Source organism: Blastococcus colisei (assembly GCF_006717095.1).
GTDB classification, from domain to species: Bacteria; Actinomycetota; Actinomycetes; order Mycobacteriales; family Geodermatophilaceae; genus Blastococcus_B; species Blastococcus_B colisei.
Genome location: NZ_VFQE01000001.1, coordinates 532,436 through 548,642, shown reverse-complemented (window position 1 = coordinate 548,642; position 16,207 = coordinate 532,436). Strand labels below are relative to the sequence as shown.

Here is a 16,207-nt window from a genome sequence, read left to right as displayed (position 1 = left end):
CAGCGCGCCGGGTCGACATCGCTCAGTGACCGGGGCGGCCCCGGCGTCGCGGAAACGCTCGCCTGACCCGGCTCCAGCGGTCGGGTGTGCGCTCGGGGTCGAGCAGCTCGGTGTGGGCAAGCACACGATCGACCACGTGCTGCTCCGGCGGCTCGAGCGGCCGCAGTGACCGCCCGGCCGGTGTCCGCAGGCTGTCGACCGCACGCACCAGGGATCCGTCGTGCGCCTCGACCGCGGAGGCCACCGCGTCCGGTTCGACGCCGAGGTGCTCGCCGAGCAACCGGTGGCGCATCCCGAGGACGGTGGCGGCCAGCTCGCCGTGGCGCGGATCGTCGCTCCGGGCCTCGATGGTCACATCGCACTCGGTGTCCAGACCCATGGAGCGGTTGTTGAGGTTGGAGCTGCCGATCCGCAGCAGCCGGTCGTCCACCACCATCACCTTGGCGTGCACGTACACCGGCCGGCCGCCCTCGGTCACCGGCACGTGGATGCGGAAGCGGTCGTGCACGTCGGCCTGCCGGACGATGTCCAGCAACCGCGCGCGGGCGGTGCCCATCGCCTTCTCCTCCAGCCAGCCGTCGGCAGACTCCGGGTTCACCAGGACGAACTCCGGACCGTCCTCCTCGCCCAGCCGCTCGGCGATCGCCTCGGCGATCCGGCGGTTGGCGAAGTACTGGCTCTCGATGTAGACGGTCTCGCGGGCTGCGGCGATCGCCGCCAGCCAGAGCAACTCGATCTCGTGCACGAGTTCCCTGCCGCCGTGCGCGGGGCGGGTGCGCGAGATGGCGACGTCGACGTCGGTCAGCAGTGGCTCCACACCCTCGGGCCAGCAGGCTTCGACGTCGTCGATCGGCTCGAGATGCCTCCCGGTGCCGCTCTCCCACCGCTCGCGGGCCAGATCGCCCAGTGCGCGTGCCGCGGGGCCGGAGACCAGGCTCGTCACGTCGTGCCACGGACCGGTCGGACGCCGCGACGTGGGCCGGTGCCGGTGCCGGTGCCGGTCGAGGTGCTCGGAGGTGTCCCACCGGTCACTGGTGACGTCGATGCCGCCGGCGAAGGCCAGGCAGTCGTCGATCACCACGATCTTCTGGTGGTGCGAGGCCCCCAGCGGGTGACGGTGGTCGACGGTGAAACGCAGCCGCTCGGGCGCCTTGCGATCGAGCAGCGCGGCCGGCAGCACTCCGCGCCGCAGCGACTCCAGCATCCCCAGGCCCCACTGCAGGACGCCGATCTCGAGCTCGGGATTGCCCCGCACCGCCGCCTCGAGCACCCGCCCGAGCCGGTCGTCCCGCGCCGGGCCCGGAGCGCGCGGGTCCAGGCGGATGCGGGGTTCGAAGTCCCAGCCGATGAACAGCACCCGCCGCTCCGCGCGCGGGACCGCCTGCTTGAGCGCTGCGAAGTAGTCCGCAGCGTCGATGAAGACCGTGTGCCGGTCTGCTCGCTCGATGCGCCAGCACGTCTCCCCTGGCACCAGGATCGCGTCGTCCTCGAGGCCCGAGATCGTGCGTCCGCCGTGGTCCGCTGTCGCTCCCCCGGTGTCAGTCACCGTGCTCGCCCGTTCCGCGGGAGGGCGACAGCGGCCGGTCGGCCGGCGACCGCGGTTGCCGGCGGACAGTGGGGATGTCGCTCACGCCGGCAGTCTGCCGGGTCGGCGGACCGGGAGGTCGGCGTTCCCCCAACGCCTCGTATCGGCGCCTCTCCGTCGGTGGTGAGAACCCGGACCACCTCGCGCGTGACGGGGCCGCCTCCCAGGAAGCCGGCAGCTCGTTCCCGCCGGAATGTCAGACCCCTCGGCGATCCTCGGAGTCCACCGGAGCACCGAGGAGACGCCGTGATCGACCTGCCCGCCCGCCCCGATCGAACGAGCACGGCGGCCTCGTCCGCGCCCGGGCAGCGTCTCCCGGCTCGGCTGCGCAGTCGCCGTCCCCTTGTGATCCCGCCCGTCGTGGCGAGCCGGCTCGGCACCGTCGGTTCCTGACGCCGGCGTCCCGCGCATCAGGCTGCCGGGCGCACTACGTGGCCGCTACCGCCCGCGAAGTCGGTGACCACGAAGCCGCGGAGGCGGAGCACCTCGGCCAGTGCCTGGTTCATCACCTGCTGCACCGGCCCGTCGGCCGCGGAGCCGTGGACCTGTTCGACGCTCATCCGGTCGTGCTGGCGCCAGGTGACCACGATGCCGCCCAGCCCGGGCTCGGGACTCAGGCAGGCCCCGCCCACCTCACGGCCGGCCCCGGTGGTGTCGTGCAGCTGGAGGCCTGCTTCCGCGAGAGCCGCCGTCACCTCGACGACGAAGGTCGCCAGCGGATCGTCGTCGGGAAAGCCCGCGTCCCAGTCCTCCGGCAGCCGGTCGAGCTGCTCGCCGAGGTGCGCCAGCCACGCCCAGTCCTGCGGCGAGGGACGACGGCCCAGCCCTCCGTCGGGACGGCGGATGCCGTAGACGGGACGGATCTCGCCCGGGCAATGCTCCACGAGGGCACCGGCGGCCCAGTCGGCCTCGGCACGGTCGGGAAACGGCCCGGCGACGATCCGGCCGGGTCCGGCCTCCTCGTCGACCAGCCACCAGCCCTGGCGGACCGTGCCGCCGAGGACGACTCCACTGCTGGACACACCACTGCTCGACGCAGCATTCACTGACGACCACTCCCTGGAACGCGGCCGACGCTGGGGAAGTGCGCCGGCCACCGCGCCCATCCGTGTGCGCGGTGTGCCCAGAAGGTAGGCCGGGGCGGGTCGGCGGACGGGGTGCCGCGACCGGCCGGAGACGTCGCGTTCCCGAATCGTTGCCGAAGCCACCGAAGGAGCCGGTGACCCGCCGTCCGACCGGATGACATGTCGACAGGTTCGGTCCCCGCCGAGCGTGGCGCCCCGCTCCGGCCGGGCCGACGACCCCGGCCACGCCGGCCGGCCGCGGCGTGTCGTCGACGCCGGGTCACGCCACCGTGCGGGTGGGAAAGGATCGATCGCCGAAGAGGATGCGGCGGGCCGCGGCCCGCCCGACCGGGGTGCGCAGCAGCGAGAACGCCGCCGCTGCGACGGCGGGTGTGCGCACCTGCGCCAGTCCGCGGCGCAATGCGAGCCGTCCGCGGAAGGAGGCCCGCAGCTCGGCCCCGTCGTAGCGGGCCAACGCGGCCGCCCGCCCGGATCGCAGGGCCTCGTCGAGGACGTCCGCGGCGTGTTCGGACAGCCGCAGGCAGGGATCGAGGCCGCCGGCGGTGAGCGGGGAGACCGCGCCCGCCGCATCTCCCACGAGCAGTCCCAGCGGGCAGCTGATCCGGCGCAGCAGTCCGCCTACGGGGATGGGCCCGCCCCGTCGCTCCACCTCGGCGGGGCGGTCGACGCCGTGGAGTCCGGGCGCCGAGGCGCCGAACCGCGCCACGGCCCGGCGGAGGCCGTCGGGGAAACGGTGCGCGTAGCCGGCCACGCCGACGTGGGCGTGCTGCCCGTCGTTGACCACCCAGGCCAGGTACCCGGGCGCCAGCGACGGGTCGAGCACGCAGTGGAACGCAGGGGGCTCGGCGCTACGAGGAACCGCGAAGACCTCCTCCGCACCGACCAGCAGGGAGTCGTTGCGGTCCAGGGCGAGGTCGCGGGCGACCCGCGAGCGGGCGCCGTCGGCACCCACGACGTACCGGGCACGGACCCGGACGGGCCCGTCCGGCCCGTCCAACGTGTAGACGTCGGCCCGCCGCCCGACGTAGCGGGTGCCCAGCTCCATCCGCACGCCGGCGTCGGCCGCGGCCACGGCCGCTGCCGCGTAGAGCGGCGCCATGTCCCCCACCCGGTACTCGTCGCGATCGCTGTCCAGGGTCACCGGGCGACGCAGCCCCGGCGGGTAGAGCACCACCCGGCGGATCGGCGGTCCGAGGCACTCCGGCGGCAGTTGGAAGTCGTCCAGCGTCTTCCGGACGAAGATCCCCGTGGTGCGGATGGCACCGGCCAGGCTGGGGCGCCGCTCGGCCAGGAGCACGTCGTGGCCCCGCTCGGCCAGCAGCGTCGCGGTGTGCAGCCCGGCGAGACCGGCCCCGACGACCAGCACGTCGACGGTCTGCGTGCCGCTCCGGCTGGTCACCGCCTCGCCGCAACTTCTTCGTCCGGCACCCACTCCAGCAGGTCGCCGGGCTGGCACTCGAGCACCCGGCACATCGCCTCCAGCGTGCTGAAGCGGACGGCCTTGGCGCGGCCGTTCTTCAGCACGGCGACGTTCGCCGGCGTGAGCCCGATCCGCTCGGCGAACTCGCCCACGCTCATCTTGCGTCTGGCCAGCTCGACGTCGATGCGTACGACGATGGGCATCAGATGACTGCTTCCATGTCGGCCCGCAGCGTCGTCGCCTGCCGCAGCAGCGCCCGCATCACCACCATGAGCAGGCCCAGTACCGCTCCGACGAGCAGCAGCAGGAGCAGCAGGGCGGGCAGTGCCGGATCGTCGCTGACCTCGTCGACGATGAAGTAGTAGCTGCAGACGAAGGCGCCCAGCAGCATTCCCCAGCCGACGACGGTCGCCCGCACGATGCCGTTCACCCACGGCAGCGCGCTCGCGCTGAAGATCCGGTCGTTCGTGACCAGGGTGAGCAGCTTCCAGGTGCACACGATCACGACCTGGACGCACACCAGAGCCAGCACCGAGACGGTCGCCATCGCCACCTTCATGGCCGATCGCTCCAGCGTCGGCTCGGCGAGATCCGGCAGGAGCCCGGGCACGCCCCAGATCTGGGCGACCACGAGGGCCACGAAGACGATGACGAGCAGGGTCCGGAGCGGGAGCACCACGCGGCGCAAGTGCGTCATGCGATCGACTCTCACGGGATACCTATTGATTGTCAATCGATACACCCCGTCAATCGGCGCATCTCGCTCGGCGGGGGGAAGGGGGAACCGGATCGCGGCGGGACGTGGCACGCTCCTCCGGATGACCAGCACGCCCGCCACCGAGCAGCACCTGCGCGGCCTCGCGCGGCTGAGTACGGCCTCCGCGACCGCGCCTCCGCGACACGGCGGGCAACATGATCCACATCCAGGCGCTCAGTTGAGCGGCCGGGCGACGTCCTAGCTGGGGGGACACCGCCCGCCGCACCGAGGGAGACACATGCGCACGGCCACGACGACCGGTACGCAGCCGCACGCGGCGCACGTCGCCGACACCCACGACCTGATCCGCGTGCAGGGCGCGCGGGTGAACAACCTCAAGGACGTGGCCGTCGAGATCCCGAAGCGCCGGCTGACGGTGTTCACCGGGGTCTCCGGCTCGGGCAAGAGCTCGCTGGTGTTCGCCACCATCGCCGCGGAATCGCAGCGGCTGATCAACGAGACCTACAGCGCCTTCGTGCAGGGGTTCATGCCGACCCTGTCGCGGCCCGAGGTCGACCTGCTCGAGGGGCTGACCACGGCGATCATCGTCGACCAGGAGCGGATGGGCGCCAATCCCCGCTCGACCGTCGGCACCGCCACCGACGCCAACGCGATGCTCCGGATCCTCTTCAGCCGGCTGGGCACGCCGCACATCGGTCCACCGACGGCGTTCTCGTTCAACGTCCCGACGCGGAAGGCGAGCGGGGTGATGAGCACCGAGAAGGCCGGCGGCCGGGTCGAGAAGAACGTGGTGCGCGACGTGGTCTACATGGGCGGCATGTGTCCGCGCTGCGAGGGCATGGGCTCGGTCTCCGACTTCGACCTCACGGCATTGTACGACGAGGGCAAGTCCCTGGCGGAGGGTGCGCTGACGATCCCCGGCTACAGCATGGACGGCTGGTACGGCCGGATCTTCAGCGGCGCCGGCTTCGACATGGACAAGCCGATCGCGAAGTACACCAAGAAGGAGATGCACGACCTGCTCTACAAGGAGCCGACCAAGATCAAGGTCGAGGGCATCAACCTCACCTACGAGGGCGTCATCCCGAAGATCCAGAAGTCGATGCTCTCCAAGGACGTCGACGCGATGCAGCCGCACATCCGCGCCTTCGTGGAGCGCGCGATCACGTTCCAGCCCTGCCCCGAGTGTGCCGGCACACGGCTCAGCCCGGAGGCCAGGTCCTCGAAGATCCAGGGGAAGAACATCGCCGACCTGTGCGCGATGCAGATCAGCGACCTGGCCGACTGGGTGCGGAAGCTCGACGAGCCGTCGGTGGCCCCGCTGCTCGCCGGACTGCAGCACCTCCTCGACTCGTTCTCCGATATCGGGCTGGGCTACCTCTCCCTCGACCGGCCGGCCGGCACCCTGTCCGGCGGCGAGGCGCAGCGCACCAAGATGATCCGGCACCTCGGCTCGTCCCTCACCGACGTCACCTACGTCTTCGACGAGCCCACGATCGGCCTGCACCCCCACGACATCGAGCGGATGAACGGCCTGCTGCTCCAGCTGCGGGACAAGGGCAACACCGTGCTCGTCGTGGAGCACAAGCCCGAGGCGATCGCGATCGCCGACCACGTCGTCGATCTCGGCCCCGGCGCCGGCACGGAGGGCGGCGTCGTCTGTTTCGAGGGCACCGTGGAGCAGCTGCGGGCCAGCGACACCATCACCGGACGCCATCTCGACGACCGGGCGACCCTCAAGGGCTCGGTGCGTCCGTCGTCGGGCGCGCTGGAGGTCCGGGGCGCGTCGACGCACAACCTGCAGGACGTCGACGTCGACGTCCCGCTCGGCGTTCTGTGCGTGCTCACGGGCGTCGCCGGCTCGGGCAAGAGCTCCCTGATCCACGGCTCGGTCGCCGGCCGCGAGGGCGTGGTGGTCATCGACCAGGGGGCCATCCGCGGTTCACGCCGGAGCAACCCGGCGACCTACACCGGCCTGCTGGAGCCGATCCGCAAGGCGTTCGCGAAGGCCAACGGCGTGAAGCCGGCGCTCTTCAGCTCCAACTCCGAGGGCGCCTGCCCCACGTGCAACGGCGCCGGCGTCATCTTCACCGAGCTGGGCGTCATGGCCACCGTCGAATCCGTCTGCGAGGAGTGCGAGGGACGGCGCTTCCAGGCGTCGGTGCTGGAGTACACGCTGGGCGGCCGGAACATCGCCGAGGTGCTCGCGATGTCGGTGGCGCAAGCCCAGGAGTTCTTCGGCGCCGGCGAGGCGCGCACGCCGGCCGCCCACACGATCCTCGACCGGCTCGCCGACGTCGGCCTCGGCTACCTCACCCTCGGCCAGCCCCTCACGACGCTGTCCGGCGGTGAGCGGCAGCGGCTGAAGCTGGCCACCCAGATGGCGGAGAAGGGGAACGTCTACGTGCTCGACGAGCCGACGACCGGCCTGCACCTGGCCGACGTCGAGCAGCTGCTCGGGCTGCTCGACCGGCTCGTCGACGACGAGCTGTCGGTCATCGTCATCGAGCACCACCAGGCGGTGATGGCCCACGCCGACTGGATCATCGACCTCGGCCCCGGCGCCGGCCACGACGGCGGCCGGATCGTGTTCGAGGGCACGCCGGCCGACCTGGTCGCGGCCCGCTCCACGCTCACCGGCGAGCACCTCGCGGCCTACGTCGGCTCCTGACGCCGCCCCCGCGTCAGGTGTTCGTGAGGACGACGAGTCGCTGGGTCGCCCGGGTCATCGCGACGTAGCGGTCGACCGCTCCCTCGATGCCCGAGCCGAACGCGTCCGGGTCGACGAGGACGACGAGGTCGAACTCGAGCCCCTTCGCCAGCTCCGGGGTGAGCGACCGGACACGCGACGTCGCCCGGAAGGTGCCATCCCCCATGTCACCAGCGCTGATGACGCAGGCGATCCCGTCGGCATGTTCCGCGAGCCAGGCGTCGAGGATCGGGCCGAGGTCCGACGCAGACCTGTGGACGACGGGGACGCCGGTGCTGCGGATGGAGGTCGGCACGTTGGCGTCCGGGAGCAGGGCGCGGATGACCGGCTCGGCTTCGGCCATGACCTCGGCCGGCGTCCGGTAGTTGATGCTCAGCGAGGCCAGGTCGACCCGGTCGATCCCGACCCGCTCGAGCCGCTCCCGCCACGATTCCGCGAAGCCGTGCCGGGCCTGGGCGCGGTCCCCGACGATGGTGAAGCTTCCGGACGGGCAGCGGAGCAGCAGCATCTGCCACTCCGCGTCGGTCAGTTCCTGGGCCTCGTCCACGACGACGTGCGCGAACGGGCCGGCGAGCAGATCGGGGTCGGCGGTGGGCAGCGCCGTCTCGTCGACCAGGGCGTCCCGGAGATCCCCGTGGCGCAGGCTCTGCACCAGGCCCAGACCGTCGTCGTCGGCCTCGATGAGGTGGTCGATGACGTCGGCCATGCGCTCGCGCTCGGCGGCGACGGCGGCGTCGTGCCGGCGTCTGCGCCGGGACGCCTCCGGGTCGCCGAGTCGCTGCCGTGCGGCGTCCAGGAGCGGCAGGTCGGACGCCGTCCAGGCCTGGGCCTCCCCGCGCTGGAGCTTCCGGACGTCGTCGGAGCCGAGCCAGGGCGCGCACTTTCGCAGGTACGCGGGCACCGACCACAGGTCCCCGACGAGATCGGTCGCCCGGAGCAGCGGCCACGCCCGGTCGAACGTCGCCAGCAGGTCCCTGTTCCCCTGCAGCGACCTCCGGAGCAGGCTGTCTTCCTCGTCGCCGTCGTGCTTGTCCACCAGGATCGCGAGCAGCTCGTCCCAGACCCGGTCGCGCGCTTCGTTGTGCGGGGTGCCCGGGTCCGGCGCCCCGAAGGCCTCGGCCCAGTCGTCGGCGCTCAGCCGGATGTCGGACCAGTCCGTCTCGACCGTCATCGCCTCGTCGGGCGGCTCCTCGTAGAACCGGACCGCCGCCTCGATCGCCGTCCCCCAGTTCGCGGACGACTTCAGGAGGGCCACCTCGGGGTCGGCCTCGACCCCGGCTGCGGCGCCCTCGGGGACGAGGTCGCGCAGGGTGCAGAGCGGCACGCCCTCCTCGCCGAGGCTGGGGAGGACGTCGGCGACGTAGGCCAGATAGGGCTGGTGCGGGCCGACGAACAGCACGCCACCCCGGTGGTGGCCGACGCGGGAGTCGGCGTAGAGGAGGTACGCGGCGCGGTGCAGGGCGACGACGGTCTTGCCCGTTCCCGGGCCGCCGTCGACGACGAGAGCGCCGGCGGATCCCGCGCGGATGACGGCGTCCTGGTCGGCCTGGATGGTGCCGAGCACGTCGCGCATCCGGGCCGACCGGTTGCTGCCCAGGCTGGCGATGAAGGCGGACTGGTCGTCGAGCGCGGCGTGCCCCTCGAGCCCGTCCGGGGTGAACACCTCGTCCCAGTAGTCGGTGATCCGGCCACGCGTCCAGCGGTACCTGCGGCGACTCGTCAGACCCATCGGACGTGCGTGGGTCGCGCCGAAGAACGTCTCGGCCGCCGGGGACCGCCAGTCGAGCAGCAGCCGACGGCCCGTGCTGTCGGTGAGGCCGAGCCGTCCGACGTACACGGGCTCGGGGTCGTCGGCGGAGACGATCCGCCCGAGGCAGAGGTCCAGGCCGAAGCGGCGCAGGGCGCGCAGGCGGGCGGCGAGTCGGTGGATCTCCAGATCGCGGTCCAGCGCCTCCTGGCCGCTGCCGCCAGGTGACTTGCGTTCGGCGTCGAGGCGGTCGGACAGGTCGGCAACCGACTGCCCCAGGCTGTCGGCGATGGCCGCGAAGTGCTGCTCGTCGTCGGCGATCAGGGCCGGGTCGGCCTTGGCGGCGAGGTGATGGGGAAGCGCGAACGCGCTGGTGGTCAAGGGGTTCACGGCATCAGCTCCGATCTGAGATGCGCGACCCTAGAACGAATTTTTGCGGCTCATGAGGGCCGCTGAAAGCTGCTACACATGAGGTGGCGGGGAGTCGTCTGCGGCAGGCGGACAACGGCCGCGACGGGTGTCGAGGATCAGCCGAGCTCGCACCAGCGACGGTGGGCCCCGTGGGGATCGAACCCACAACCCGCGGATTAAAAGTTCCCAAGAGACGCTCTTCTGATCAGCGCATTCTCCGCGGAACTGTGTCTTGACCAGCAGAAATACCGTTTGCTGCGTTCGGTCGACGTTGGTCGCGGACGGCCCTTCTGTGGGCGTCTTGTGGGCGCGGTGTGGGCGGCTGTCGGGCGAAGTGCCCCCACTGATCCGCACGCCGCCGGTGAACCATCCGCGTGGTGGTGAGCGCCGTAGGCTCGCGGCACCCACCCCCGCCTGGGCGACGGAGCGTCGACGCTGGCGGCCGAGTCTCAGCCCCGTCGTCGGAGGCTCGGGGAGGGCCGCCCGTTCAGCGCGATATGCCCCGCCCCGGGGCGCGGTGCGGCGAGATGTATTGAAGATCCTCGGGCCGCGGGCGGCGGACACCCGGTTCGGAGGCGGTCAGCAGCGGGGCGGCCGATCCGTGTGGGTTCGGGTCGGCGTCCTGGTGTGCACGCCAGGTGACCCGCTCCTGGGCGAGGCGGTCGACCGGCTGGGCGAGAAGAGCCGGCTCGGCCGTCAGACGCGCAACGCGGGCGCCGACGGCGGCCAGTTCTGCTCGGGCGGCGGTGATGGCCCGGTCGGTGTCGGACAGTCGCTCCGCCGGGTCGAGGGTTCGGGCGAGAGGTCCGAAGCGGGCGAGCCGGTCCTCGTGCTGACGGCGGGCGTCGGCCAGCGCGGCCCCGGCGTGCCGGTGGGTCTCCTGGGCGGTGGCTGCGGTCTCGCGCAACTGAGCGTGCTCCGGATGGGCGTGTTCGGCGTGGTGGCGGGCGTAGGAGTCGAAGGCAGTCCACAGCCGCGGTCGGTCGTCGGACCGGTCAGCCAGGCGCGCGAGCTGCTGCGGGTCGGTGGGCATGGCCGGCAGGTAGGGCCGCCAGGCGTCCGCCCAGTCGACCAGCTGCTCGCCGGCCCGGTTCACCGCCGCCCGCCGCAGCCGGAGCCGGCCGGGACCATCGAGCACGACCTGCGCGGCGTCACGGGCGGCGTCACGCCCAGTGTCCCAGCTGCCGAGCAGCGTGTCGCGGATCCGGTCGGTCTCGGCGGTGACGACCGCGCCGCTGGCGTCGGCCCGCGCCGTCGCGTGGCGGGCGTCGATCCCTGTCTGCCGATACGCATCTGTGAGCGCGGCGGCCCGGTCGGCGTGGGCGGACTCGAGCGCGACGATCTCGCGCAGCGCGTCCCGGCGCGGCAGGTCGTGGGCGAGCCGGTCGAGGCAGCGTTGCTCGGCCGTCCACGCAGAGTGCAGGTCGGCGAGCGTCTGCTCCAGCGGGCGGGGAGTGGCGTACCGGGCGGCCTCGGCGGCGGCGAGCTGGGCGGCGTGCGCGGGGCCGAGGTCTGCGCGGTCGCGGGCGAACACGGCGATCCATTGTCCCCGCGCCTGGTCGGCGTCGGTGGCGACGAGGTGGGCGGTGTTCGCCGTTCGGCCGCGGGTCATCCCGACATAGCAGGAGGAGGCGCCGGTCTGCTCGCCGACCACCACGTGCGCGGCGGTGACGGTGTCGCCCTGCACGCCGTACGCGGTGGAGGCGTAGGCGAGCTCGACGTGCTCGGTGACGTAGTCCGCGGGCAGTACGCGGGTCCCTAGGCCGGCCGGGGTGACACCGCCGGACCCGTTCCCGGGGACGGTGCCGGTGGGGGTGACAGCAGGGGTGACGAGCAGCCCGCCGCGGCGGCCGACCGCGGTGACCACCCAGGTGTCGCGGTTGGCGACGTCGAGGTGACGGTCGTTGCGCCGGGTGGCGATCCGGTCCCCGGCGCCGATCCGCTCCCCGGCGCCGGTGACGGCCACCGTTCGGTCATCGACCCGGCCGGCGACGGCCAGCCGTTCCCGGATGGCGGTGTTGAGTTCGGCGGCCTGGTCGCGGGTGTCCACCACCACGGCCACCGGTCGGCCTGCGGCATAAGACTCGGCGGCGGTGGCGGCCAGCGCGTCGCGCAGCGCGGCGGCGTCGGGGAACAGCCGGATCTGGCCGCGGGCGAGGAGGGCGTCGAAGACGGCGCCGAGGTCCTCGCCGGTGCGCATGGCCAGGGTCAGCTCGGCGTAGCCGGTGTCGCGTGTTGTGCGGCCTTCCTCGTCGGTTCGGGTGAAGCGGTGCACGGAGTCGAGTGTCAGGTGCGCCCCGGGGTCGGCCTGGCCGATGGCGAGGTCTAGGACGCCGCCGCGGCCGACCGCGGACAGCTGGTGCCGGTCGCCGAGCAGCGCCACCCGGACCCGGCACTCGTCGGCGACGGTGAGCAGGGCGCGGGCGGTGTCCTGATCGAGCATCCCGGCCTCATCGACCAGCAGCAGGTCCCCGGGCCGTAGCTGCGCGGCCTCGTTCGGCCCGGCGTACACACGGCCGGTCGCCGGGTCGACCTGGCCGGCGGTGAGCCGGGTCCAACGCCCTTCGTCGTTCCAGCGCCAGCCGTGCTGGAAGGCCAGGGATGCCGCCGACCCGGCGGCCGTCCCCACCTCGCAGGCGGCCACCTTGGCTGCCTTGCGGGTGGGGGTGACCACCACGAGCCGGCGATGTTGTGCCTCGAGCAGGTCGCGGGTGGCGGACAGGGTGGTGGTCTTGCCCGCCCCGGCGGCGCCCTCGACCACCACCAGGGGCCGGTCGCCGGCGAGCGCGGCGACCGCCGCGGCTTGGCCGGCATCCAGCCGGCCGGCGGCGGCCACGCGCTCGACCGGCAGTGCCGGGACGGTGTCCGGCACGCCGCGCGCAGCGCGGGCGGCGAGCCGGGTGGTCAGGTCGGCTTCGACGTCGAGGACCGGCTGGGAGGTCCAGGCGCGGATGTGCTCGGGCACCCCGTCGCGGTCCAGCAACGGCACGCACCGGTCCATCGCGCGGGCGGTGAGGTCTTCGGCCAGCTCGATGCGCACCCCGGCGTCGGCGACGACGCCTGCGGCGGCGATCAGCCGCTCGGCCTCGCCCCGGATGTCGGCGGCGTTCCACGCCGACCGCCCGGCCGCGAGCCGGGCCAGCGCGCGCTGCACCAGTTCGTCTCGATCGAGGGCCCCGATCGGGGTGGGGGCCAGGTCGACCGGCTTTCCCGGGTCGCGGTAGCCGAGGGCGGACAGCTCGGCCCGCCAGCGTTCCTCCAGCCCGACCCCGGGCTGGGCAGTGATCTTGTCCGGGCGGCCGTCGGCCCACGCCCGGACGTCCCAGGCTCGGCGCAGCACCGGCCCGGGGGATTCGCCGGGGTGCGCTGCGGTCCATTCCCGTTCGTAGCGGTCCACATTCCGGGCGATCTGGGCGTGCCGGGCGCTGAACGGACCCGTGTACTCGGCGAGCTCCAGTATTTCTCCCGTAGCGCCCTTCCGGTAGCCGTGCGCGGCGAAGGCGGCGTTCAATTCCGGGTCACACGCCATCGCGGCGTGCCCGATCCCGTTGATCGCGCCCAAGAAGTCGCGGACGCCGACGGTGTGCAAGCCGCGCCATTTCCCCGCGGCGAATACCCGGGACAGGAACTGCAGGTGCAGGTGCCAGTGCGGGTCGTTCGCCCGGGAGGTGTAGTGCCGAACCGTCGCGGCCTCCAGCACCTCCAGCGGTATCTGCACCTGCCCGCCGCGCGGGCCGACCCGGGTGGTGGCGTGCTCGGAGAGCCAGGCGATGATCTGCTCGGCGGCGCGGTCCTGCGCCGCCTCGTACGCCGTCGCGATGTCCGGGTCCAGCGCGGCGGCCAGCGACCACGTCTTCGGGCCGTTGACCACCACCTCGGCGAACCGAACGGCGTGCTCATCGGTGCGCAGCTGCCCCCTCGGCTCACCCGTCTTCGGGTCGCGGCCAGCCACCCAGGTCTCGTAGGCGTCGCCGGTCAGCGGCCCCAGCTCGGCCACGCGACCATCCGTTGTGGTGAAGCGACGGGCGACGCCGGTGCCCTCGGTGAGGTAGTAGTCGTCGACCCGGCCGCGGTCGGCCTCCACGTAGTGCCGGGCAGCCACCGGCGCGCCGGCGTAAATCTTCATTCCGCCGTGCATCTTCAACGCCACCCGACAATGACCAACGAGTCACCCCTAGAAACGCCGATGGGCCCCGCGAAGCGGGGCCCGAGCTACCTCCGAAGGTAGCATTCGTGCCGTTCTCTCGTGAAGATCTGAGCACTTATTGGAGCAGCTCACTCGGGGGCAAGGAATCGTGCAGGTGCCATCTTGTTGATCGTTCATGGCGATCGTCGACTGCGAGCCGAATGTCAATGTTCCAGCTCTCGCGCTTGCGGTGGAGGTAGGGACACGCCGAGGGCCGCGGGCGCCTGTGCGTCGCGACGAGTTCGACGGCCGTGCCGCCGAGCCCTACAGCGTGGGAGTCGCCCGCTGGCGGTGACATGGCGGCCAGGCGTCATCCAACCCCCGGCCGTTTCAGAGGCCTTGGCCTCCGGTACATACGATCGCGACGCACCCGGGGCAGTCCGGACCGGTCAGCCTGCACCGAACGTCGACGAACCTCCCGTCAACGGCGGGGTAGTAAGGCACCGACCGAGGCAGGAGTCTCCGCATGGATGTCCCGTTGTGGTTGTGGTTGGCCGTGCTCGGCGGCATCGTCGCCATGCTCGCCGTGGACCTGTTCGCGCATCGCAAAGCCCACGTCATCGGCGTGCGCGAGGCCGCGGTCTGGTCGGCGATCTGGGTGGCCATCGGGCTCGCGTTCGGGGCCTATATCTGGTCCGCCTACGGCGCCGAGTTCGGCCAGCAGTACTTCGCCGGCTATGTGATCGAGAAATCGCTGGCGGTCGACAACGTCTTCGTCTGGGCGATCATCTTCACCTACTTCGCCGTTCCCCGGGAGTACCAGCACCGAGTGCTGTTCTTCGGGGTCCTCGGCGCGCTGATCTTCCGCGGCATCTTCATCGCCGGCGGGTCGGTGCTCATCGCCAGCTTCAGCTGGATCCTCTACATCTTCGCCGCGTTCCTACTGTGGACCGGGTACAAGATGATCCGCCAGCGCAACGAGCACCTCGACCCGGAGAAGTCGAAGGCGCTGCGGCTGTTCCGCCGCTACGTCCCGACCACCGACGCCTACCACGGGCAGCGCTTCCTCATCCGCCGCAACGGCCTCCTGATGGCCACCCCGCTGCTGGCGGTGCTGGTCCTGGTCGAGATCACCGACGTCATCTTCGCCGTCGACTCGATCCCGGCGATCTTCGCGGTCACCGACGAGCCGTTCCTCGTCTTCACCGCCAACGCGTTCGCCATCCTGGGACTGCGGGCGATGTACTTCCTGCTCGCCGACCTCATCCACCGCTTCATCTACCTGAAGATCGGCCTGGCCCTGGTGCTGATCTGGGTCGGCATCAAGATGATGCTCAAGGTCGACCTCTTCTACATCCCGACCACCATCAGCCTCGCCGTGATCACCACGATCATCGGGATCTCGATCTACCTGAGTCTCCGGGCCACCCGCGGACAGGGGCGGAAGGCGTTCCAGGCACCGGTCACGCCCCCGTTCCGCGTCGCGACCGACGAGGAGATCGCCGCGCTCCAGCCGGTCTGGGGTCGTGCGTCGCAGCGGCAGGCGACGGCGGACACCGACCGAGGTCCGGACTCCGGCGAACGGCGGTGACCCGGGCCGGATCGCCGGGCGTCCGACCTCTCGTGGCGGCGGGGCACAGCAGCCGCCACCACCGGTGAGGCCCGTTCTCCGTGGAGGCGAAGACCTCGCTGGCTAGCCTCCGTCAATGCGAGTGATCCGCTTCGTCCGCGATACGCCGTGCGCGACGCTGCTGGGTGCACAGATCCTGGGAGTCCTCCTCTACCCGTTCCTGGAGGACAGCGTCGCCGGCGGGGCGCTGCTGGCGATCTTCGGCTTCCTGGTCCTGGGGCTGGTGGTGATCGCCGTCCGCGCGACCCCGATGCTGTCGTGGGTCGTGCTCCTGGTGGCGGCGCCGGCGACGGTGCTGCTCGTGGCGCAGGTCTTTGTGAGCAGCCCTGGGCTCAATGCCTGGAGCTCCGGGTTCGAGGCGGTGCTGTACTTCTACGCAGCCGCCAGCATGCTGGCCTACATGCTCGCCGACGAGGTGGTCACCACGGACGAGCTGTTCGCCATCAGCGCGGTCTTCACCCTGCTCGCCTGGGCGTTCGCGCACACCTTCGTCGTGGTGCAGGCCCTCGACCCCGGCAGCTTCATCGCCGCAGTGGCACCGAACGAGCCGCGGTCCTGGACGGAGCTGCTGTTCTTGTCCTTCTCGACGCTGTCCGGGACGGGGCTGTCGGACATCGTCCCGGTGAAGGATCACGCGAGGAGCGTGGTGATGCTCGAGCAGCTGGCCGGCCTCTTCTACATCGCGATGGTGGTTGCCAGGCTCGTCGGTCTTTCCGCGGGCCGGATCCGGCGCGGGCTGAAGTAGTCACGCCGCGCCGACAGGCCTTCAGCGGCA

The 16,207-nt window shown here is 72.0% G+C and carries 10 protein-coding genes; 3 read left to right on the top strand and 7 right to left on the bottom strand.

Going from position 1 to position 16,207, the window contains the following annotated elements; genetic code table 11:
- Positions 1-22: 22 nt before the first annotated feature.
- The 5 genes from FHU33_RS02565 to FHU33_RS02545 form a co-directional block, all read right to left on the bottom strand.
- A complete protein-coding gene (locus FHU33_RS02565) occupies positions 23-1,546 on the bottom strand; it encodes a phospholipase D-like domain-containing protein (protein ID WP_211354982.1) in 1,524 nt (507 codons plus the stop codon).
- A 449-nt stretch (positions 1,547-1,995) separates the two neighbouring features.
- Positions 1,996-2,607, bottom strand: a complete 612-nt coding sequence (locus tag FHU33_RS02560; protein ID WP_142023926.1) for a hypothetical protein — start codon at positions 2,605-2,607, stop codon at positions 1,996-1,998.
- Between the two features lie 322 nt (positions 2,608-2,929).
- Positions 2,930-4,069: an NAD(P)/FAD-dependent oxidoreductase gene (locus FHU33_RS02555; protein WP_142023925.1), complete on the bottom strand. Its 1,140-nt coding sequence runs from the start codon at positions 4,067-4,069 to the stop codon at positions 2,930-2,932.
- A complete protein-coding gene (locus tag FHU33_RS02550) occupies positions 4,066-4,293 on the bottom strand; it encodes a helix-turn-helix domain-containing protein (protein ID WP_142023924.1) in 228 nt (75 codons plus the stop codon). The genes FHU33_RS02555 and FHU33_RS02550 overlap by 4 nt, the downstream gene beginning before the upstream one ends.
- Positions 4,293-4,787 carry a DUF2975 domain-containing protein gene (locus FHU33_RS02545; RefSeq protein ID WP_142023923.1) on the bottom strand — a complete coding sequence of 165 codons (495 nt, stop codon included), beginning with the start codon at positions 4,785-4,787 and terminating at the stop codon, positions 4,293-4,295. Before FHU33_RS02545 ends, FHU33_RS02550 begins: the two co-directional genes overlap by 1 nt.
- A gap of 298 nt (positions 4,788-5,085) precedes the next feature.
- On the opposite strand from FHU33_RS02545, the gene FHU33_RS02540 reads away from it, so the two are divergent.
- Positions 5,086-7,479 carry an ATP-binding cassette domain-containing protein gene (locus tag FHU33_RS02540; RefSeq protein WP_142023922.1) on the top strand — a complete coding sequence of 798 codons (2,394 nt, stop codon included), beginning with the start codon at positions 5,086-5,088 and terminating at the stop codon, positions 7,477-7,479.
- A 13-nt stretch (positions 7,480-7,492) separates the two neighbouring features.
- Here FHU33_RS02540 and helR read toward each other — a convergent pair whose 3' ends face one another.
- Together helR and mobF are read right to left on the bottom strand one after the other, a co-directional pair.
- On the bottom strand, positions 7,493-9,655 hold the full coding sequence (gene helR, locus FHU33_RS02535; protein ID WP_142023921.1) for an RNA polymerase recycling motor ATPase HelR: 2,163 nt from the start codon (positions 9,653-9,655) through the stop codon (positions 7,493-7,495).
- A gap of 508 nt (positions 9,656-10,163) precedes the next feature.
- A complete protein-coding gene (gene mobF / locus FHU33_RS02530) occupies positions 10,164-13,802 on the bottom strand; it encodes a MobF family relaxase (RefSeq protein WP_113811162.1) in 3,639 nt (1,212 codons plus the stop codon).
- A 526-nt stretch (positions 13,803-14,328) separates the two neighbouring features.
- On the opposite strand from mobF, the gene FHU33_RS02525 reads away from it, so the two are divergent.
- Both FHU33_RS02525 and FHU33_RS02520 read left to right on the top strand, forming a co-directional pair.
- Positions 14,329-15,393 (top strand): TerC family protein, encoded by a 1,065-nt coding sequence (locus FHU33_RS02525; RefSeq protein WP_142023920.1) that lies wholly within the window; start codon positions 14,329-14,331, stop codon positions 15,391-15,393.
- A 115-nt stretch (positions 15,394-15,508) separates the two neighbouring features.
- A complete protein-coding gene (locus FHU33_RS02520) occupies positions 15,509-16,177 on the top strand; it encodes an ion channel (protein ID WP_142023919.1) in 669 nt (222 codons plus the stop codon).
- Positions 16,178-16,207: the final 30 nt, after the last annotated feature.

Bases quoted from the DNA above. Each gene is read 5' to 3' on its own strand.
- FHU33_RS02545 (WP_142023923.1), bottom strand. From the start codon at position 4,787: ATGACGCACTTGCGCCGCGTGGTGCTCCCGCTCCGGACCCTGCTCGTC.
- FHU33_RS02550 (WP_142023924.1), bottom strand. From the start codon at position 4,293: ATGCCCATCGTCGTACGCATCGACGTCGAGCTGGCCAGACGCAAGATG.
- FHU33_RS02520 (WP_142023919.1), top strand. From the start codon at position 15,509: ATGCGAGTGATCCGCTTCGTCCGCGATACGCCGTGCGCGACGCTGCTG.
- FHU33_RS02525 (WP_142023920.1), top strand. From the start codon at position 14,329: ATGGATGTCCCGTTGTGGTTGTGGTTGGCCGTGCTCGGCGGCATCGTC.
- mobF (WP_113811162.1), bottom strand. From the start codon at position 13,802: ATGAAGATTTACGCCGGCGCGCCGGTGGCTGCCCGGCACTACGTGGAG.
- FHU33_RS02540 (WP_142023922.1), top strand. From the start codon at position 5,086: ATGCGCACGGCCACGACGACCGGTACGCAGCCGCACGCGGCGCACGTC.